Annotated in this window: 25 protein-coding genes; 2 read left to right on the plus strand and 23 right to left on the minus strand. The window is 36.5% G+C overall.

Going from position 1 to position 18,588, the window contains the following annotated elements:
* Positions 1–21 precede the first annotated feature (21 nt).
* The 20 genes from ACSYTJ_RS04610 to ACSYTJ_RS04705 all read right to left on the minus strand — a co-directional run bounded on the left by ACSYTJ_RS04610 (position 22) and on the right by ACSYTJ_RS04705 (position 15,032).
* A complete protein-coding gene (locus ACSYTJ_RS04610; RefSeq protein WP_491716433.1) occupies positions 22–648 on the minus strand; it encodes a TIGR01906 family membrane protein in 627 nt (208 codons plus the stop codon).
* Positions 641–1,423, minus strand: coding sequence for a TIGR01457 family HAD-type hydrolase (locus ACSYTJ_RS04615; RefSeq protein WP_491716434.1), 783 nt, complete (start codon positions 1,421–1,423; stop codon positions 641–643). Before ACSYTJ_RS04615 ends, ACSYTJ_RS04610 begins: the two co-directional genes overlap by 8 nt.
* 19 nt (positions 1,424–1,442) lie before the next feature.
* A complete protein-coding gene (locus ACSYTJ_RS04620) occupies positions 1,443–2,015 on the minus strand; it encodes a YutD family protein (RefSeq protein ID WP_491719605.1) in 573 nt (190 codons plus the stop codon).
* A gap of 14 nt (positions 2,016–2,029) precedes the next feature.
* Positions 2,030–3,421: a bifunctional metallophosphatase/5'-nucleotidase gene (locus ACSYTJ_RS04625; RefSeq protein ID WP_491719606.1), complete on the minus strand. Its 1,392-nt coding sequence runs from the start codon at positions 3,419–3,421 to the stop codon at positions 2,030–2,032.
* 14 nt (positions 3,422–3,435) lie between these two features.
* Entirely contained in the window at positions 3,436–4,044 is a 609-nt protein-coding gene (locus ACSYTJ_RS04630; RefSeq protein ID WP_491719607.1) for a metallophosphatase, read from the minus strand.
* A gap of 102 nt (positions 4,045–4,146) precedes the next feature.
* Entirely contained in the window at positions 4,147–5,511 is a 1,365-nt protein-coding gene (locus ACSYTJ_RS04635; RefSeq protein WP_491719608.1) for an amino acid permease, read from the minus strand.
* Positions 5,512–5,719: 208 nt separating this feature from the next.
* Positions 5,720–6,913, minus strand: a complete 1,194-nt coding sequence (locus ACSYTJ_RS04640) for an acetate/propionate family kinase (protein ID WP_491716439.1) — start codon at positions 6,911–6,913, stop codon at positions 5,720–5,722.
* Between the two features lie 23 nt (positions 6,914–6,936).
* A complete protein-coding gene (locus ACSYTJ_RS04645; protein ID WP_491716440.1) occupies positions 6,937–7,965 on the minus strand; it encodes a class I SAM-dependent methyltransferase in 1,029 nt (342 codons plus the stop codon).
* 85 nt (positions 7,966–8,050) lie between these two features.
* Positions 8,051–8,215: a hypothetical protein gene (locus ACSYTJ_RS04650; protein WP_491719441.1), complete on the minus strand. Its 165-nt coding sequence runs from the start codon at positions 8,213–8,215 to the stop codon at positions 8,051–8,053.
* A 6-nt stretch (positions 8,216–8,221) separates the two neighbouring features.
* Positions 8,222–8,662, minus strand: a complete 441-nt coding sequence (locus ACSYTJ_RS04655) for a competence type IV pilus minor pilin ComGF (protein WP_491719609.1) — start codon at positions 8,660–8,662, stop codon at positions 8,222–8,224.
* Positions 8,628–8,813 carry a hypothetical protein gene (locus ACSYTJ_RS04660; RefSeq protein ID WP_491716442.1) on the minus strand — a complete coding sequence of 62 codons (186 nt, stop codon included), beginning with the start codon at positions 8,811–8,813 and terminating at the stop codon, positions 8,628–8,630. The genes ACSYTJ_RS04655 and ACSYTJ_RS04660 overlap by 35 nt, the downstream gene beginning before the upstream one ends.
* The gene (comGD, locus tag ACSYTJ_RS04665) at positions 8,806–9,237 is read right to left on the minus strand and encodes a competence type IV pilus minor pilin ComGD (RefSeq protein WP_491719610.1); all 432 of its coding nucleotides are present in this window, start codon (positions 9,235–9,237) and stop codon (positions 8,806–8,808) included. The genes ACSYTJ_RS04660 and comGD overlap by 8 nt, the downstream gene beginning before the upstream one ends.
* Positions 9,224–9,535 (minus strand): competence type IV pilus major pilin ComGC, encoded by a 312-nt coding sequence (comGC, locus tag ACSYTJ_RS04670; RefSeq protein ID WP_491716444.1) that lies wholly within the window; start codon positions 9,533–9,535, stop codon positions 9,224–9,226. The genes comGD and comGC overlap by 14 nt, the downstream gene beginning before the upstream one ends.
* Positions 9,535–10,524, minus strand: a complete 990-nt coding sequence (gene comGB, locus ACSYTJ_RS04675; protein WP_491719611.1) for a competence type IV pilus assembly protein ComGB — start codon at positions 10,522–10,524, stop codon at positions 9,535–9,537. Before comGB ends, comGC begins: the two co-directional genes overlap by 1 nt.
* Complete coding sequence (comGA, locus tag ACSYTJ_RS04680) at positions 10,517–11,497, minus strand: competence type IV pilus ATPase ComGA (protein ID WP_491719612.1); 981 nt, start codon at positions 11,495–11,497, stop codon at positions 10,517–10,519. Before comGA ends, comGB begins: the two co-directional genes overlap by 8 nt.
* 109 nt (positions 11,498–11,606) lie before the next feature.
* Complete coding sequence (locus ACSYTJ_RS04685; RefSeq protein ID WP_491716446.1) at positions 11,607–12,341, minus strand: YebC/PmpR family DNA-binding transcriptional regulator; 735 nt, start codon at positions 12,339–12,341, stop codon at positions 11,607–11,609.
* Positions 12,342–12,425: 84 nt separating this feature from the next.
* On the minus strand, positions 12,426–12,983 hold the full coding sequence (locus ACSYTJ_RS04690; RefSeq protein WP_491719613.1) for a cysteine hydrolase family protein: 558 nt from the start codon (positions 12,981–12,983) through the stop codon (positions 12,426–12,428).
* Positions 12,984–13,003: 20 nt separating this feature from the next.
* Complete coding sequence (gene ccpA / locus ACSYTJ_RS04695) at positions 13,004–14,011, minus strand: catabolite control protein A (protein ID WP_491719614.1); 1,008 nt, start codon at positions 14,009–14,011, stop codon at positions 13,004–13,006.
* A gap of 139 nt (positions 14,012–14,150) precedes the next feature.
* Positions 14,151–14,621, minus strand: coding sequence for a hypothetical protein (locus ACSYTJ_RS04700; RefSeq protein ID WP_491716449.1), 471 nt, complete (start codon positions 14,619–14,621; stop codon positions 14,151–14,153).
* 21 nt (positions 14,622–14,642) lie between these two features.
* The gene (locus ACSYTJ_RS04705; RefSeq protein WP_491716450.1) at positions 14,643–15,032 is read right to left on the minus strand and encodes a DUF948 domain-containing protein; all 390 of its coding nucleotides are present in this window, start codon (positions 15,030–15,032) and stop codon (positions 14,643–14,645) included.
* A 143-nt stretch (positions 15,033–15,175) separates the two neighbouring features.
* Here ACSYTJ_RS04705 and ACSYTJ_RS04710 point away from each other — a divergent pair, with 143 nt between their 5' ends.
* Positions 15,176–16,063 (plus strand): mechanosensitive ion channel family protein, encoded by an 888-nt coding sequence (locus ACSYTJ_RS04710; protein ID WP_491716451.1) that lies wholly within the window; start codon positions 15,176–15,178, stop codon positions 16,061–16,063.
* A 43-nt stretch (positions 16,064–16,106) separates the two neighbouring features.
* Here the strand turns inward: ACSYTJ_RS04710 and ACSYTJ_RS04715 are convergent, their stop codons facing one another.
* Together ACSYTJ_RS04715 and murI are read right to left on the minus strand one after the other, a co-directional pair.
* Positions 16,107–16,703, minus strand: a complete 597-nt coding sequence (locus ACSYTJ_RS04715; RefSeq protein ID WP_491719615.1) for an XTP/dITP diphosphatase — start codon at positions 16,701–16,703, stop codon at positions 16,107–16,109.
* Complete coding sequence (gene murI, locus ACSYTJ_RS04720) at positions 16,703–17,515, minus strand: glutamate racemase (protein WP_491716453.1); 813 nt, start codon at positions 17,513–17,515, stop codon at positions 16,703–16,705. The genes ACSYTJ_RS04715 and murI overlap by 1 nt, the downstream gene beginning before the upstream one ends.
* A 154-nt stretch (positions 17,516–17,669) precedes the next feature.
* On the opposite strand from murI, the gene ACSYTJ_RS04725 reads away from it, so the two are divergent.
* Complete coding sequence (locus ACSYTJ_RS04725; RefSeq protein ID WP_491716454.1) at positions 17,670–18,200, plus strand: YslB family protein; 531 nt, start codon at positions 17,670–17,672, stop codon at positions 18,198–18,200.
* Positions 18,201–18,251: 51 nt separating this feature from the next.
* Here ACSYTJ_RS04725 and trxA read toward each other — a convergent pair whose 3' ends face one another.
* A complete protein-coding gene (trxA, locus tag ACSYTJ_RS04730; RefSeq protein ID WP_491716455.1) occupies positions 18,252–18,566 on the minus strand; it encodes a thioredoxin in 315 nt (104 codons plus the stop codon).
* Between the last annotated feature and the right edge of the window lie 22 nt (positions 18,567–18,588).

Raw genomic sequence — 18,588 nt, forward strand, 5'->3', positions numbered from 1 at the left:
ACCACCGTAACGGTGGTTTTTTTATTTTAGATCGCGTTTACCAAGATAATATAATAAGCAATTTAAAACGGCGATGAAAATAATTAATAGCAAAAATGATTGAACGAAAAAACCAATTGGCAGTGCATTAATAATGGGATCGTAATCAGGATTAAAAATCCAATCTTGGTTTCTAAAAACCAATTTGTGAAAAAGGATAAACCACTTATCAAAATTAACTAATACAACCGTTACCAATGCTAATAACGTAATCATTAACACCTTAATCGGTACCATCATTCTCCATCGTTGCTTTAACAATGATAATTTTATTATTCCCCTCAAAGTAAACAACCCTGAAACAACCATAAAAAGATTGTTGAAAATAATTAAATGTTTAACATCACTAAAATGCTTGATTCCATTAGCAGTTGAGGCAAAATGATGAAATTTTAAGTGTTGATAAAAAGGATTTTGAATATAGTTTATGATTCTTAAATAATCACCCATAATAAAATTCGCTTTGATTCCAGTTGACCGTTCTAAATTCATTAAATGAATATCAATCCAGTAAAGCGGTGTTAAATTAACGACTAAAAAAATTGCTAAACTTAAACAAAAAAGCTCTAATAATAGGCAAAAAAGATAATCTCGCCAATTGCTAATCATTAGTTAATTTCCAATCATCCAAAGAATTAATTTGCCAAGTTGGCTTAATATCCTTTTGAGCAATCTGTTCTCTAGTTGATACTCCAGTATATACTAATAAAGTATCAATTCCGAAGTTGATTCCAGCCGAAATATCAGTCATATAGTTATCACCAACCATCACCACTTCTTCTTTTTTTAAGCCAATAATTTTTAAAGCATTTTCTAAAATGATCGCCTTAGGCTTTCCGATCAAAGTGGGAACAGTTTGAGTTGCATAACGAACTAAGTCTACTAATGATCCAGCGCCTGGCAACATTCCGCGTTCATTTGGGATATTAGTATCTGGATTGGTTCCAATGAACTTAGCCCCATGTTGAATCGCAAGGGTCGCTACACAAAATTTTTCATAAGTGACCTCAGTATCTAATCCAACTACTACATAATCAGGATTATCACTAGTAATTTCAAAATTGCGGGCTTCAAGTGCATCTACCAAACCGGTTTCCCCAATTACATATGCCTTACGATGAGTAGCATCTGCATCATCATTCATAAAATCAGCAGTCGCTAGCCCAGCTGTATATACATTTGATTCATCAACATGAATATCGTGGTTTTCTGATAAATTTGCGACCACATCCCTAGGTAACTTGGTCGTATTATTAGTAACAAATAAAAACGGAATTCCTGCTGCCTGAAGCCGCTCAATAAAACGCTTAGCCGCTGGAATTCTTTTTTTACCAGCATAAATGGTCCCGTCTAAATCAATAAAGTATCCCTTATAACGTTTCATAAATTAAATTGATTCTCCTTTACTTTTGCTTCTGTCTAATTTTGAAATGTCGTTTGCCCTTTTCCTTTGATTCAGAAACGATCATTGACTTTCGCTTTTCCAACGGCGGCTTTCTTTTAGTCACTTTCTCCTCAATAAAAGCATGCTTAGCACTTGTCCTCCGACTGCGGCCTCGATTGCTATTGGTTGAGCGACTATTACGATTACCCCTCCGTTTAGTTGGTTTTACTCTCTTTACCTCTTGATTGTGTAAAATAAAATATGGAGCACCAAAATTACAATATTCAACTAAAAAATCGCTTACTGCACTAATCTTATTAGTCGGATTAACATTTCGATCATCAGAATAAAAACCCGTTAAACGTAGTTGACCATATCCAATATCACCCAAAATATAATCATACTTACTAAAAAAGGTATTGTAAGCAAGACTTAATTCTTCAATATCGAACGCTTCGCCCTTATTCGTAACTAATTGATAATGATATCCATTAATCAATAAATCCGTATCATTCGTTTGGCTAATTTCTGCCAATGGTTTTCGACTGGTTCGACTTTCTTCAAATAGTTCTTCAATTTTGTTTCGGTCCAAGATACTCCTCCGCTCTAATTTTTATTCAGTGGATATTGAGTTGCTAAATAATCACTGAAGACATCCCGTAATGGTTGATCATAATACATGTGATTCTCACCCGCAATTGATACAGTTGGAAAAAATGGAATAAATAAATAGTGGTCCAACAATGCGATCGAGTAGCGTTCTTCATTTTTTACCACTGTCCCATCAAATTTTACAATATCATTTTTAGCATCATATTCAATCCCTGATAACTCTATTTTACCAAAAATATCACCTCGAAAGCCCATTCCCTTTTGCGGAAAACGACTTAAAAAGCGTTTATTTTTTTCAATTTCCCTCATCAAGCGCCATAAGTTATAGCCACTTAACGTCGTTTTCATTACATGCATAGAATGGGGCAGCAATTTATGAATTTGATTTTTATCAACTACCCCCGCTGGTAAATCGGTCAAAAATAAACCCGCATTGATAATTGCCGCCTTAGTGCCTGCCTTGTGTTTCATTGCAGCGAGCCCAATTTGACTGAATTCTCCACCATGAACCCAGTCCATCTTCATCTGATGGTCAATTGCTGCTACTTTGCGGTTAGCCAAGAGTTGCTCGCCCTTTAGTTCATATCCATCAATTTCGGCTTGATCACTAGCCAGTGCCGGTAAATCAGCTGTTTTTACAACGGAAGCCGATTTACTTATGAATTTATGATCATCGCCAATTTCTAGTTTTACCGTTCCAACATAATGACCCCACTTTTCACAACCAGTAAGGAGGGTATCATTATCCAATTCACCATTTACTAATAAGTGATGCGTATGTGAACCGAAAATAACATCAAATTGAGGATACTTAACTGCATTGGAGCGATCATTTCCAATCCCTAGATGCGATAACATAAACAAGACATCATATTGACCCTTATATTGTTCAAGCATTTTTTGAATGGCCACTTGCTCATTAATAGGATGCCACCCCACTAGCGGATAGGTCAATACGTATGGAGCTGTGAACCCCATAATCAATACTCGCGTCCCCTGCTTCGTTACGATTTTCTTGACGGGTTTAGCCCATTTAGGTTGTTCGCCAGTCTTTAAATCCTTTAAATTGCCCAACACAACGTCAAAATTCGCATCATCATAAAGATGATTCATTTGAGAATGTGTATTCGTGAGCCCCTCGTTATTACCAATCGTAACGGCATCATATTTAACTTCGTTCATTAGATGGATGTTGGCTTGACCGTTAGTCGCTTCCGTTAGTGGGTGGGCCCGATCAAAAGCATCTCCAACGTCAAAAACTAACACCTGATAACCATCAGCCTCTAATTTATTACGCTGGTTATTGATGTAACGTCTAATCTTTGGCCAATTTTCAAAATGTGAATGCATATCATTGGTATGCAGAATTGCTATTTTTTCTGTCAACGAAATCATCCCTTCTAATGTCTTTTTGCAAAATCAATTGCCTTTTGCTCAATTATCGTTTCGATTTCTGCTTCAGATAATGGGGCGCCAAATGGGGGGCGCTTTGCCAGGTAATCCAATTCTGGACTATCAATGCCGACGTTAATGTTCTCCTTAATTGGAACTGCGTAATGATGAATATGCCCATGTAAATTAATGATTTGATGAACAATTCCTAACATCATTGGGTAATGCGTCATATAGTATTGCCGATGATTGAACTTAATGATTACGCCTACGTCATGGAATTGAAACTTAGGTTTTCCATTCACAATAAAATTATGTTTATCTAAGTACTTAAAAAAATCACGACTATCATGATTACCCTTGATCAAAATTAAATTACCGTTTAATTGTTTAAGCACTTCAAAAATCTGTCGATAGGCTTCTTTTATGGGCTTAATAAAATATAGGGCAATGTCACCTAGATGATAAACGGTATCGGTTGGCTTGACGCGTTCATTCCAGTTTTGAATAATGGTTTGATTCATTTCAAAAACATCTTTGAACGGCCGTGGTGCAAAGTCATTAAAACCTAAAATATCCTTATGAAAAAAATGCGTATCTGCTGTAAAATAATTCATCTCAATCACCCTCATATTTAACATTATATTACATCGTTTTCGGTTTTTTCAAAAAGAAGCTACAAAAAAACTACTTTCCAAATTGAAAGTAGCTTTGCAAAATTATTTATTTCTTTTGGTACCGATCACGTAAACCATGTAAATTACGATCAACCAAATAATCGAACCAACCAACGCAATTAAAGTATCAAATTTAAATAGTAACACAACTGCGACCATTCCTAAGAATGCAATTACAAAATAGTCGGATAACGGGAACCAAGGGGTCTTAAATTTTAGTCTATCCTCTTGATTATCAGCCTTGACCTGCTTTCTGTACTTAATATGAGTAACTACGATCGAGCCCCAAATAAAGATGAAACAAGTCGTTGCCACACTGGCGATGAACGTAAAGACTCCTTCTGGAATCACCATGTTCAAGATTACGGCAATCGCAATGATTAAAGTCGAAGCTAAAATGGCGTTGCTCGGGACCTTTTTCTTAGAAAGTCGATGCATCTTTTTACTGAACCGATTTGATTCGTTGCCAGTCAACGAATAAAGCATCCGCCCAGTGGTAAAGACCGCACTGTTACATGCCGAAGCAGCGGCGGTTAAAACCACGAAGTTAATGATCGCAGCCGCAGAAGTAATTCCAATGTTTTCAAATACTTGGACGAACGGACTGGCATTTTGACTAATATCGTTCCAAGGATAAATCACCATCAAAGCCATTAATGATCCAATGTAAAAGAGCAGGATTCTAACTGGTACCGAATTAATACTCTTTGGAATGACCCGCTCTGGATTCTTCGTTTCAGAAGCGGTCATCCCAATTATTTCAATTCCCACAAAACTAAAGATCACCATTTGAAAAGAAAGAAAGAAGCCCGCTGCCCCGTTGGCAAAGAACTTACCATGGGTTAAATTACCAATGCTAACTGCTCCCACTGAAGTTTGGTAATGAATCAAAAGTAATACGACTCCAACAACAATCAGAGAAATAATTGCCACCACCTTAACGATTGCAAACCAAAATTCAGTTTCACCAAAAGCAGATACGGTAATCGAATTTAATAAGAATAAAATAATCAAAATTACCAACGCGGGTAGCCATTGTGGCATCCACGGAAACCAGAATTTCATATACAGACCAGCGGCAGTGACTTCCGCCATCGCAATTGCAATCCATGAGACCCAATAGGTCCATCCAGTAATGAATCCCCATTTAGGACCCAAGTATTTAGCAATAAAATCAATATATGAGGTACTATCAGGATTGGACATCAATAGTTCCCCTAGTGAACGCATTAAAAAGAAACAGGCAATTCCAGCAACTATGTATGCAAGTAGAATTGATGGCCCAGCAAAATGAATTGACTGACCAGCTCCTAAAAATAGTCCCGTTCCAATCGTTCCGCCAAGCGCAATTAGCTGAACATGGCGTTCTTTAAGTTCTTTGGACATTTGTTCATCTTTTTGTCCCATTTTAAACACTCCTTTATAATGTAAATTAGTATAAACTGGGTTCATAAAAAATCACAACCAAGTTAAAAAAACGCTAGCACCAAGCGAGAGAGTAATTTAGCGTTATATCAATAATAATTCACTTTATAAAAAGTTAAATGAATTTATTTCACTTTTAGTTGAAATAAAAAAAGTAGCCGATCAGCTACCTTTTTTATTTGATAATGATTTAGTTCTTTTTCAATCTTTCAACATCCCGAACAATCATTAATTCTTCATTAGTAGGAATCAACAAAGTCTTAACCTTAGCATCATCAGTACTAATATCACGTTCTTCACCGCGAATATCATTCTTCTTTGGATCAACTGCAATGCCAAAGTAGCCTAATTCGTCGGTAACTTCTTGTCTAATCATGATATCATTTTCACCAACACCGGCAGTGAATACGATCGCATCAACACCATTCATTTCAGCAATGTATTGACCAATGTAGCGAATGATTCTATTCTTGTACATTTCTCTTGAAAGATAAGCCCGATGATTCTTATCTTGAACCCCTTCGATTTCACGCATATCAGCAGAAACGCCTGATACACCAAGTAATCCAGATTTGTTGTTCAAGATCGTTATCATGTCACTGAGCTTATCAATGCCTTCCTTTTCCATTACGTATGAAAGAACGGAAGGATCAACATCCCCAGAACGAGTGGCCATCATCACACCAGTAAGTGGGGTAAATCCCATTGAGGTATCGTATGACTTACCACCCTTAACGGCACACATTGAAGCTCCGGCACCAATATGCATGATGATCAACTTAAGGTCTTCAACTGGCTTACCAAGCATTGCGGCAGCTCGTTGGCTAACGTAACGGTAACTAGTTCCATGAGCACCGTACTTACGAGCACCATATTTTTCATAATATTCATAAGGAATTCCATAGGTATAGTTCTTTTCAGGAATTGTGGTATGGAATGAAGTATCAAACACAGCAACACTAATAACGTTTGGTAAAATCTTCTTAAATGCCTTAATTCCTAAGATATTAGCAGGTTCATGAAGTGGTGCTAATTCTGATAAGTCTGCTAGCTTTTGTAAAACGTCATCATCAATAACAACTGAATCTTTAAATTCTTCTCCACCAGCAACGACCCGATGGCCAACCCCAGTGATTTCATTGTAATCACTAATAATGTCAAGGCTCAATAGCTTGTCTAATACCAACTTGATTGCTTCTTCATGGTCCTTAACATCTAGGGTATCCTTATATTTCTTTCCGTCTCCATACTTAATCGATACGGTTGAATCGGGCATCCCAATTCTTGCGATATCCCCACTAGAAATTAATTTTTCAGATGGCATTTCGAACAATTTGTACTTCAAAGTTGAACTACCAGCGTTAATTGCAATTGATTTTCCCATAATTATTCTCCTTAAAAATAGTATTATGACTTAGCTAATAAATCCTTTTGTTCCCATTCAACGATTTCTGCAATAAATTTTTGAAACGCAGATTGATCCTTGAATGAAGGAAATTCACCAATCATGATTTTATTCACTTGCTTTGCACCATCACCGTGGCGTTGTAAGATCATAATTGCCTTTTGAGTATTTTGATTTGAAAATAGCTCACGAGGCAGGTTCAACATCCCTTGCAGGTATGCATTATCTTGCATCCACTTCAATAGTGTTTTTGACTCCTCAGTTTGAAATAAATTACTAGGAACCAAGAATACCCCAAAACCACCTGGTTTAACATGGTTCATTCCCTGCTCGATCAATAGATGATGGGCGAAAGAATGACCATTTTTAGAACTAGTGGCATAATTTCGTACGTTTTCATCAATCGGATAATATCCAATTGGTAGATCTGAAATTACTAAGTCCACATTGTTTACCAAAATGTTATTGATCGAATCTTGGTGGATTAATTCTACTGGTAATTGTTGCATCTCAGCGTTAATCCCAGCAATTGATAATAGTGAATCGTCATTATCGATTCCAATGCCATGCACATCTGCATGTAATTCAGAAGATAATTGATGCATCACTGCCATTAATAAATTCCCACTACCAACTGCTAAGTCCAAAATATTAATCTTAGACTGGGACTTAAAGATCCGCGTAAGCAAATAGCCAATGATGAACGCAATTGTATCAGGTGTTAATTGGTGGTTAGCCTGAATTTTATCCTGAACGACTGCCTTAATCATAATCATTTGAATGGCCTTACGAACATCTTCAGAATCCATATTTTGATAATCAACCTGTTCATATAGTGACTTTAATTGGTCAGCAACATCGGAATTTGGTTGATCATTTTCAATATGAACATTATTATTATCTAACATGTTATTTCCATTTTCAATAAATGAATCTAGATAAGATAAATTCAATGCTTTTTGCAATAACTCAGTCGATTGATCCAATACCTTAAAAAGAGTCTCAGTATCTTTTTTAGCCAGTATTCTCAACCTCCTTAGGTAAAGTGATTAGACAATAACCAACATCAATATTACCAGAAAATTGTGAATAAATTCAAGATTGACAACGATTTAATTATTTTTGCGATTTTAAAACCAATTCTACCCGTTTTTGATAGTCGAGACTAATTGAGTTATTAGTACGAATTTCTCCATTGATTGCCTTAATTTGAAAATATAGCAGTGTTGTCATTAACAATAAAATAATTATTGCAATCAAAGTCATTGAAGCTGTTCTCATTATTGACTACCCCGTTTTTGGTAATAATGATCTGGCGTTAAATACATCCCCATTTTCCATTATTAACTTACTTTTTAAAATTCGATTATGATAACTCCATTCAACATGACTAACCCCATCGATTAATGGGACGTATCCACCATGATCGGTAGTCATTTTAATACTATTATTTAATAATGAAAGCTGATATTTTTTATGGTGAGCAGTTAAATTAAGCCTGTCTAATTCATTTGAAACGTACTTAAATCGATATTCATCAGATTCGAGCATTTGTAAATACATATGAAAAGCAGTCAGATGATTCTCCTGCTGGCGTCGATTCAAGCTATAGTTGATAATTATTCCACAAAGTAAAACCACCATTGAGGCAATCATCAATGAAATAATACTTTCTACGATGGTAAAGGCGTTTCTAGTGCCTACTTTGTTCCATAATAACTTTTTCATACCGTTCCCGTTCTCGTTCCATTCTAATCCTACTATTCATCAATTTAACATTAATCGTTTGCAAAAACGTCAAATAAAAGGTTACTGCTGTGCTGATGATCAATAACGCTAATAATGAATCGGCTAAAGTAAATCCATCCCTATTATTCATACTTGATTCGATAAACTCCCCACCCTAATTGAAAAGTTTGTTTGACTTTTCGTTGATAATTTTGTGAATCCCAATTAATCGTTTTGGGGCTAACGTGCCCATTACTTTTGATAATCACTTCTTCTCTTGGCTGTAAATTAACCAGTCCCTTTGGGTAGTTCAGCTGTTCTAATGGCGTATCATTAGCATAAATAAACTGTAGCTGATGTTTATAAAAAACAACCCTTACCTTAATTTGTTTTTCAACCGCTAAGCGTTCTGAATATTGCCACTGTTTTTGAAAAGATTGCCAAAAGATTCGTTCTTGCATTCGACCAGCGCTATGACCATTCACACCAATTATGCCAATCATTAATACCATAATTGCAATCACCATTACGATCAAAGATTCTAGCAGTGTGAATCCAGATCTATTTTTGCGCATTATTGTCAACAATTCGAATCCCATTTTGCTGGGCTTGTTTAGCTTGTTTTTCACTTAAGTATCCATTGCTTACTAGCATTGCATAGGTGACCTTATCATCACTGTTTTCATTCAAATAACTATCAATTTGGGTTTGCACCACCGATTCCATCGCAGTACCATGAATTGATTTGGCATTGTTTCTTTGGTTGGTTAAATTCGGAATAACGATTAAAATCAAAAGGGAAATAATAAATAACACGATCGTCATTTCAATTAATGTGAATGCTTCTCTTTGGCTTTTAAATTTAAATTTCATTACTTATAAACCTCGCTTAATGTATCGTACATCGGTAACAACATATTTAAATAGGTGATTACGATTACCGCTCCAATCACCACAAAAATAACTGGTTGAACAATTGAAATGAGGCGTTGAGACTGATTCCACATCTTATCAAAAGATAATTTAGAATAAACAGCTAGTTTCTTAGCAACTAACTGAGCTTGATCGCCATGATCAAAGAATAGTCCCACCTCATTCGGTAAAAAAGCATGTCGTTCAATAATACTATTAATTGAGCGACCAGACTGAATCGATAATTCCAACTCCCTGCCAATTTCAAATAAAATTGAATTAGCTTGAAATCGTTTTAAAACAGTGGCAATCGATCTGGCTTCTAAACCACTGGCCATTAATAATGAAATGTTACTTGCAAAAAAGTATGCATAATATGATTGAATGATTCCACCAATAATAGGCACCCGCGCATAAAACTCAGCTCGCTTAATTCGAGTTTGTTGGCGCAGCCACATTCCAAAACAAATTAGGCTGCCACAAAAAAGCGGTAACAATAGCCACCACCAAATTTGACCATTATTTTTTATTGAATCTGAACCACCAATCATGCTTAATTGGGGACTTACGAATAACTTAATTCCCACAATAATGATCATCAATAAGCCCACTAGAAAGAACGGATAAATCAATAGTGCATTCAGTTTAGTTCGCTGCTTATTACGTTCTTCAATAAATTTTTGGATGCTTTGAAGGGTATTAACTAGCTGTCCATGTTGTTCAGCAATTTCAATTTGATTAACGATATCAACTGGAATGTAGTTAATCAATCCGTTGGCAAAGGATTCCCCAGCATTCAATTGATTTATTATGTTATCAATAAATTGATCCTTAACATGTAATTCACTGATTAATTTAATTGCCTCACCAATCGAAAATCCATTTTGTAAAAGTGCATTTAAGGATTCAAAAAATTGTAATTGCTTTTTAATTGAAAGTCGCTTAGCCATACCACACCCGCTTTCGCTCCTCATCACCAATTAGTTTAGCGCTCACTAGTTGATCTAAATCAGTGCGCCAGGTTTTAATTGAATCGGTTTGGGTTAAATGTTGTTCAAAAATGTCTTCAGCCGTGACTAAATTAAAGAGGGCCTTAGGCTGCCCATCGTTGCTAAACAAGAGCCGTTGATATGAAATTGTATTTAAACATTGTTTTAAATAATCGAGCTGCACCCCTAAATTAGTTAAACGCTCAATCACGCCTAATGGACTTTTAGCATGCAGGGTGGTCAACACTAAATGACCACTTAAAGCAGCCTGAACTGCTGCTTGAGCGGTACTGGCATCACGAATTTCACCAATGATAAATATATCAGGTCGATTTCTAAGTCCTACCTTTAACAGTTCTTGATAGCTCATCAAAGCATCCGAATTAACCTGTAGCTGTAAAAAACTAGGTTCGTAAACTTCGACTGGATCTTCGATTGTCATAACCTTTTGATTTACGCTATATTCACGTGCCAAATGATAGATCGTAGTCGTCTTTCCAGAACCAGTGGGCCCTGAAAACACAATTAACCCTCTTTGAACGGACCGCTGCTTTAAACTTTGGTATTGTTCAGGTTTTAAAAAATGAAGCGAATGGCTATCCAGCGGATAAATAAGTCTAATTACCATTGCTTCACGACTTTTAAAATCCCCAACGGTTGAAAATCGTAGATAACAATGATAATTTTCATGTTGCCACTCCATTGCTCCCATCTGCGGACGGCGATGTTCACTAATTAACATGTTCCCATTATATTTAAAGTAATTAATTATTTTCAGTCCAATTGATTTAGGAATTGATTTAACAGTGATGATTTGATTATTATAATGACGTTCGATCGTGTAATTAGTTTGCTTGGGTACAATATACACATCTGCTGAGCGCGCTTGATAAGCTTCTATCAAGACTGAAGTAATCAGCGTTTTAACATCCATAATATCCCCTCCTTAATAATTAATTACGCAATTTATATTTATCCCAATCAAAAAATCCCCAACCAACTAAAAAAGTTGATTGGGGATTTACAAATAAATATTAAGTTAATTATTCAACGTTATCTGGTAATTCAGCGGCTTCGTAAACATCTTGAACGTCATCGTTTTCAGATAGTTCATCGATTAAGCCAGTGTATTGTGATAACTTAGCTTCTGGAACTTCGGTTGTTGTATTTGGAATCATCTTCACTTCAGCAGTATCTAAATCATACTTTTCTTGAAGTGCATCCCTAACTGCTTGCATGTTCGATGGGTCGGTGAAGACTTCAAAACGATCATCACTAGCCTTCATATCATCGGCACCTGCATCCAAAGCATCCATTAACATCGTATCTTCATCCACATCTAAACCATCGCGAAGGATCACAATGTATCCCTTACGGTCGAATAGGTATGAAACGGAACCAGAGGCACCTAATGAACCACCATGGTGGGTGAATGCAGAACGGATTGCAGAAGCAGTCCGATTCTTATTATCAGTCAAGGCGGAAACCATTACGGCAGTTCCACCAGGTCCATAACCTTCGTAAGTAATTTCTTCGAACTTAGCTCCACCAACACCGGAAGCCTTGTCCAATGCACGTTGAACGTTTGCCTTTGGCATATTAGCTGCCTTAGCTTTGTCCATTTCTAGCCGCAATTGGGGGTTACCGTCTGGGTCAACACCACCAGCCTTCGCAGCTTGGTATAAGTTACGTGATATTTTTTGGAAAATCTTTCCACGCTTAGCATCTTGAGCACCTTTACGTCCCTGGATGTTATGCCATTTTGAATGTCCTGACATAAATTAAGCACTCCTCTCTTTATAATCCTAAATTAAACAAATACAATTATAGCAATATCTAAAAAGCTAATCAAGGTAACAACCCTAATCAACCACTTTTGCGCCTAAACAATTTTGAAAATGATTCAAAGCCCAACTCTGCGCTTCATCTGACAGTGTTGCCACACATGATTTGTGAACTACTAAATTATAACAACGATTGTACGCATCCATTGCCGTGTGTAATACACAAATATCAGTACAAACTCCCGTTAAGTGGAGCGTATCAACATGGCGTTCACGTAACCTTAAATCAAGGTCAGTCCCAGCAAACGAACTATAACGGGTCTTATCAAAAAGGTGAACCTTTTCATCCCCTTGATTTTGTTGATACCAATCATCAACATGCCCGAATAACTGTCGACCCCATGAATCGCGAACGTTATGGGGTGGGTATAGCTTAGCTTCAGGATGGTAAGGATCATTAGGGGTATGAACATCGGTCGGAAAATAGATCCAAGCCCCTTGTTCCTTCATTTCATCAGCTAACTGAACAATTGAATCGTCAAGTTCTTGAGCTGGCTTTCCACATGTCAAAGCACCCTTATCAGCTACAAAATCATTTGTGTAATCAATAATCAATAGCGCCTCATTTGATTTCATAATTATCATTCCATTCTAAATTAATTTGACTTAGTTGAATCACGTTTAATAATTTGGTGAGAAAGTCGTACGTTTTTTTCGTCAACCTCATCATGATTCATCAGCTTAGTTAATAATCGCATTGCGACTGCCCCAATATCATAAAGAGGTTGAACTACTGAAGATAATTGAGGGCGCACAACACGAGTAAACTTAGTATCATTACCAGTTATAATTTGAAAATCATTGGGAACTTTAACCCCATTATCAGTTAGTCCATTCAAGATACCAGCTGCTAGTTCATCATCACTAACAAAGACCCCTTCGATTCCCGCTTGAACTAAGCGAAGTGCTAAATCATAACCAGATTGATAACTTTCATCCGTAGAAAAAATAAAATCACTATTAAAATGGATATCATTGTCAGCAAGTCCCCTCCGATAACCAACTACTCGATAATCAGCATTGATTGCATAATCTAGTGAACCACAAACCAGCCCCACCTTAGAACAACCATTTGCCACTAAGTTACTAACCGCTTCTGAAGCAGCTGCTTGATAGTCAATATTAACGCTTGCTTCTAGTTGATTTTTACTAACCGTTCCAGCCAATACGACTGGAACAGTCGATCCTTCAAATAGCCCCCTAAGCGTCGGTTCAACATCATGACCCATAAAAATAATTCCATCAACTTGCTTAGTCATCAAAGAATTAAAGACCCGCTTTTCCTTTTCCTCATTCCCGTCGGAACTAGCTAAGATAATATTATATTTGTACATTGCAGCAATATCATCAATCCCGCGGGCTAACTCAGAAAAATAAATATTAGTAACATCTGGTACAATTACCCCAATAGTAGTGGTTTTCTTACTGGCTAACCCTCTTGCAACTGCATTAGGATGATAATTTAACTTTTTAATTGCACCCAATACCTTATCACGCGTATTTTTACGAACATTACTATTTCCATTTACCACCCGTGAAACAGTTGCCATGGAAACATTTGCTTCCCTAGCAACGTCGTATATGGTGACCGTTTGTTTTTCCATGAAATAGCCTTCCTTTTCTTTATAATAGCGCTTACATATAAATTAATCCTTTTTAATATAACAAATATCATCACTGCAATCAATTTATAAATAAAAAAGCCTCTCAATATTGAGAGGGCTTGAAACTAAGTATATTAAGTTATTTGGAAGTGCCATTGGGATAAAAGGTTTCCACTTTTTTGTCATTTTTGAAGACATCATCAGCATTAACAACGATATCATCTTGGGCATCTTCAGATGTACTCCCTAGTTCGTCTCTTAAACGATCTGCGGCAGTGTGAAATTGAGTAGTGTTACTTTCATCATTATCATCATCAGAAGCCTCTTGGAAACGATCATTAATCTTATCAGTAGCGGAGTTAAACGCTTGCTTTGCGTTATCGGTAACTTCATTTGTTTTTTGTCCTAACGTTTCCTTGGCATCGGAAAGCGCATCGTTAGCATAAAATGCATAATCAACTGCCCGATCCTTTAAATCATGGGCAGTATTATTTACCTTTGTAACAATTTCCTTTTGTTTGGCTGGGTCTAAACGCTTAAATGCAAAGTATGCAGCGGCACCAGTCAATCCTAAAAATAAACCAAATCCGAATCCTGCTTTTTTACTCATAACAAACACCTCTAAAATTGATTATTTTTTACTTTTCTTTTTCTTGTTACCAAAAGCGGACTTACCAACTAAGCTTAAGACTTTTCCACCAAAGCCTAATTTACCACCATTTTTAACCCGGCTTGTAAGGTTTTTAGTAGAATCATTTAATTCTGAAACACTAACCCCTAAGTCAGCTGCTGCTTGAAAGACAGGATCAATTGTATTGACCTTGTCGTTTAAATCCTTAAGCATTGAATTAGAACTTGCCAAAATCTTTTCAGTTTGATTAGAAAGTACGTCCACATCATTGGTAATTGATTTTAAGCTTTGATTAACTTCATTTAAGGTCGTAACCAATTTCAATAAAAATACACCAATGAAAATTACTAATAATAGAAAAGCTAAAGCGGCAATAATACCTGCAGTCATCTAAATCCCTCCCAACAATTAATTATTAAACCTACAATTAAGAATATCATTTTAACCAAAGTTTGACAATTAAAGTTAATTACTAATTATATTGATAAATCTGTGTTAAAATACTGTTATTATATCTAAGGAGGAATTAGTTAATGTTTTTCGCAGAATCTGTGATTACTAAAAATAGTTCATTTATTCAAAAATACTTAGCAACATTCAAATGGGATAAAATATTAAACAACTTAACTAGTACGATTTTTTCAGTCGTTATCATTTCGATTTTTTTCATTATCATTAGTCGGTTGGGAAAGTTCTTTATCAATAAGGCTTTTAAACAATATGGAAAAAGCAATAACACTAAAAATTCAAGCAAGCGAATCACGACCTTACACGTAGTTGCCAAGAACTCATTTCAATACGGATTAGTGTTCTTCTGGATCTACTCGGTACTATCCGAAGTGGGCGTACCAATCGGTACCTTACTTGCCAGTGCTAGTATCTTCAGTGTGGCAATCGGGATCGGGGCTCAAGGACTGGTTACCGATATCGTTACTGGATTTTTGATCCTATTCGAAAAACAAATCGATGTAGGTGAATACGCAACCTTGACCCTTACCAACGGTTCATCGATCGAAGGAACGGTAACATCAGTTAATTTAAGAACGACTGAATTAACTAGTTTTAATGGATATGTTAACTACATTCCAAACCGTCAAGTTGCTGCGATCACTAATCGGAATCGGAGTGAAACACGGGCCATTATCCAAATTAGAATCAATGGTAATACTCCAGTAGAAAAAACGATTGATATCATTAATAAAGTCAATGATGAATACGTTAAGCAATATCCAGACATCATCGCTGCTCCAGATGTTTGGGGAGCTACCAACACTCCTGACGGTAACGTTGCAATTCAAGTCAACATCCAAACTAAGAATGGTCAACAACTATACATTCAACACGAATTCTTAGGGCACTACTTAGATGCAATTTCAGATGCTGGCATCGAGTTACCAAAGAGTCCATTAGTATTAAACTAATTAAAATAATCAATAAAAAAAGACGATTTAAAATCGTCTTTTTTTATTGGTTATTTTTCCACCATTCGTCAATTTGATCCACTAATTTTTGAGTAGCTCGGCCCCGATGACTAATCACATTTTTTTGCTCATCAGTCATCTCACCCATTGAAAGCTGCTTTTCGGGAACGTAAAATAGTGAATCATATCCAAAGCCATTGTTCCCACGCGGTGATTCTAAAATTTCTCCATGAATATCACCATTTACAACTAATTTAGCGCCACTAGGCTTGAACAACACTAAACAAGTCCTAAACGTTGCCGAACGGTCTTTTTCCCCCTTTAAATTTGCCAATAATTTGCGATTATTAGCTTCATCATCATGATCACCTGCATAACGCGCTGAATAGACACCTGGAGCATTATTTAGGGCTGCTACTTGCAGTCCTGAATCATCAGCTAAAACAGAATGCCCAGTAATTTTAGCAACTGTACTAGCCTTAATGGTCGCGTTTTCCTCAAAAGTAGTCCCGTTTTCTTCAATTTCACCAATTGATGGAAAATCAGCTAAAGTCTTAATGTTAAATCCATGCGGGGCAAGCATTTCCTTAAATTCTCGAGCCTTGTTTTGGTTATTAGTGGCAATGATTAAATCCGTCATTATTCATCCTCCAATTCTGTTAATTCAACATGACTAGCGGTAATTGAACGTTGAAGCCAATCTTCGGCAATCGTTACAAATTTATCAATTGAACCAGTGGTAAAAAATTGATAAGTTGCCAAATGATCTGCAGGCGCTGAAAGGCCTGACTGGCGTAACACCTCAACTACTTGTTCACATACCGCTATTCCTGGATCAACTAATTTAATATCATTGCCAATTGCTTTTTGAATCAACGATCGCATAATGGGATAGTGAGTGCACCCCATTATTAAGGTATCAATATCATGGCCTAGCATCGGCTTGACATCAACATCTACAATTGATTGATCTAACGGGCTATGGTACTTACCGTCCTCAACCATGGGGATAAATCGTGGACATCCTAGACTAAAGACATCCACATTCTTGTTCAACCTTTTTAATTCCTGCTCATAAGCATGGCTCTTGACGGTTCCATTAGTTGCAATTACCCCAATGCGATTATTTTGCGTCGTTTTAACTGCTAATTGACTTCCGGGATCGATCACACCAATTACTGGAATTGACAGTGCGCGCTGTAAAACAGGAAGTGCCTGAGCAGTAGCTGTATTACAAGCGACCACCAACAGCTTAATATCTTTTTTTATTAAAAAATGTGCAATCTGCATTGCAAAAACTTGAATCTGTGATTGGCTTTTTTCACCATATGGTAATCTGGCTTCGTCACCGAAATAAACAATTGATTCGTTCGGCAGCTTGGTAATGACCTCTTTGGCAACCGTCAGGCCACCAACTCCAGAATCCATGAATCCAATTGGTTGTGAATTCATTGTTGATCCCTCTTTCGAATGTTATGAAACTATATTATCTAACATTTTTAACCAACCTTCAAGATATAAGATAGTTTAAAAGGTTCGCCAAAAATGTTTTAGTGCGTGTATAATGGAATTCATAAATGAAAAAGAATTGAGGTTGAGAACGGATATGACTAAAGAATTATATCAAAAATTCATTACCAATCCGAAAATAAAAAATAATTGGCCAGCAGCTTTCCTACGCGATGAAGTAATTACTGACCTGCTAGGTGATGACGTTCATAGTATTCTTTACTGGGCTGGCAAACGAATGGCGCGCAAATACGCCACTAATAATCAATCCGAATTGGCCATCTTCTTTGAGCAATCAGGGCTAGGCCATCTTACAATGAATAAGGAAAGTGAAAATCTAATTGAGTGGTTAGTGAGTGGTCCAATCGTTGATGCTAGAATTAATGCTGATCATGATGCCGATTTCATGTTTGAATCTGGATTCTTAGCCCAATCAATTGAACAACAACGTGGATTAGTCACTGAAGCAGAGCTTGATAAAAAGAAACTTAAAAAGGGACAAGTAATCGTTAGCGTTCATATTGATCCCCAAAATACCACTGATGAATTTGAAGCAGTTGCCCCATTTGATGTCATTTCAGATCAAATTCAAGAAAATAACGATTCTGAAGATAGTGAGCAAGAATAAACAAAAAAAATCATGACTAACATTAGCCATGATTTTTTATTTATTCAATTATTAATCAACGTATTGATCCAATACCTTAGCAAGTTGTTCTTTACTATGGTACCCAACAATACTATCAACTACCTTACCGTCTTTTTTAACCAATAGGGTTGGGATACTCATAATCCCAAATTTTTGAGGCGTTTCTTGGTTTTGGTCAACATCCATTTTATTGAACGTAACCTTATCACCCATTTCCTCAGAAAGTTGATCAACAACTGGTGATTGCATTCTGCAAGGACCACACCATGTTGCCCAAAAATCAGTTAGAGTAACACCCTTAGCAGTATCTTGTTCAAAGGTTTTATCAGTCGTTTCCGTAACCATCAAATTACCTCCTAAAATTCTT

It is taken from the genome of Nicoliella sp. ESL1113, assembly GCF_058509245.1.

What these genes read in the sequence shown, in the direction of transcription:
- ACSYTJ_RS04725 (WP_491716454.1), top strand. Translation starts at nt 17,670, where the DNA reads ATGACTAAAGAATTATATCAAAAATTCATTACCAATCCGAAAATAAAA.
- comGC (WP_491716444.1), bottom strand. Translation starts at nt 9,535, where the DNA reads ATGAAATTTAAATTTAAAAGCCAAAGAGAAGCATTCACATTAATTGAA.
- ACSYTJ_RS04635 (WP_491719608.1), bottom strand. Translation starts at nt 5,511, where the DNA reads ATGGGACAAAAAGATGAACAAATGTCCAAAGAACTTAAAGAACGCCAT.
- comGA (WP_491719612.1), bottom strand. Translation starts at nt 11,497, where the DNA reads ATGGATGTTAAAACGCTGATTACTTCAGTCTTGATAGAAGCTTATCAA.
- ACSYTJ_RS04610 (WP_491716433.1), bottom strand. Translation starts at nt 648, where the DNA reads ATGATTAGCAATTGGCGAGATTATCTTTTTTGCCTATTATTAGAGCTT.
- ccpA (WP_491719614.1), bottom strand. Translation starts at nt 14,011, where the DNA reads ATGGAAAAACAAACGGTCACCATATACGACGTTGCTAGGGAAGCAAAT.
- ACSYTJ_RS04685 (WP_491716446.1), bottom strand. Translation starts at nt 12,341, where the DNA reads ATGTCAGGACATTCAAAATGGCATAACATCCAGGGACGTAAAGGTGCT.
- ACSYTJ_RS04700 (WP_491716449.1), bottom strand. Translation starts at nt 14,621, where the DNA reads ATGAGTAAAAAAGCAGGATTCGGATTTGGTTTATTTTTAGGATTGACT.
- ACSYTJ_RS04705 (WP_491716450.1), bottom strand. Translation starts at nt 15,032, where the DNA reads ATGACTGCAGGTATTATTGCCGCTTTAGCTTTTCTATTATTAGTAATT.
- murI (WP_491716453.1), bottom strand. Translation starts at nt 17,515, where the DNA reads ATGAATTCACAACCAATTGGATTCATGGATTCTGGAGTTGGTGGCCTG.
- comGD (WP_491719610.1), bottom strand. Translation starts at nt 9,237, where the DNA reads ATGCGCAAAAATAGATCTGGATTCACACTGCTAGAATCTTTGATCGTA.
- ACSYTJ_RS04650 (WP_491719441.1), bottom strand. Translation starts at nt 8,215, where the DNA reads ATGAGAACAGCTTCAATGACTTTGATTGCAATAATTATTTTATTGTTA.
- ACSYTJ_RS04630 (WP_491719607.1), bottom strand. Translation starts at nt 4,044, where the DNA reads ATGAATTATTTTACAGCAGATACGCATTTTTTTCATAAGGATATTTTA.
- ACSYTJ_RS04660 (WP_491716442.1), bottom strand. Translation starts at nt 8,813, where the DNA reads ATGAATAATAGGGATGGATTTACTTTAGCCGATTCATTATTAGCGTTA.
- ACSYTJ_RS04715 (WP_491719615.1), bottom strand. Translation starts at nt 16,703, where the DNA reads ATGACGGATTTAATCATTGCCACTAATAACCAAAACAAGGCTCGAGAA.
- ACSYTJ_RS04690 (WP_491719613.1), bottom strand. Translation starts at nt 12,983, where the DNA reads ATGAAATCAAATGAGGCGCTATTGATTATTGATTACACAAATGATTTT.
- ACSYTJ_RS04640 (WP_491716439.1), bottom strand. Translation starts at nt 6,913, where the DNA reads ATGGGAAAATCAATTGCAATTAACGCTGGTAGTTCAACTTTGAAGTAC.
- ACSYTJ_RS04615 (WP_491716434.1), bottom strand. Translation starts at nt 1,423, where the DNA reads ATGAAACGTTATAAGGGATACTTTATTGATTTAGACGGGACCATTTAT.
- ACSYTJ_RS04710 (WP_491716451.1), top strand. Translation starts at nt 15,176, where the DNA reads ATGTTTTTCGCAGAATCTGTGATTACTAAAAATAGTTCATTTATTCAA.
- comGB (WP_491719611.1), bottom strand. Translation starts at nt 10,524, where the DNA reads ATGGCTAAGCGACTTTCAATTAAAAAGCAATTACAATTTTTTGAATCC.
- trxA (WP_491716455.1), bottom strand. Translation starts at nt 18,566, where the DNA reads ATGGTTACGGAAACGACTGATAAAACCTTTGAACAAGATACTGCTAAG.
- ACSYTJ_RS04655 (WP_491719609.1), bottom strand. Translation starts at nt 8,662, where the DNA reads ATGAAAAAGTTATTATGGAACAAAGTAGGCACTAGAAACGCCTTTACC.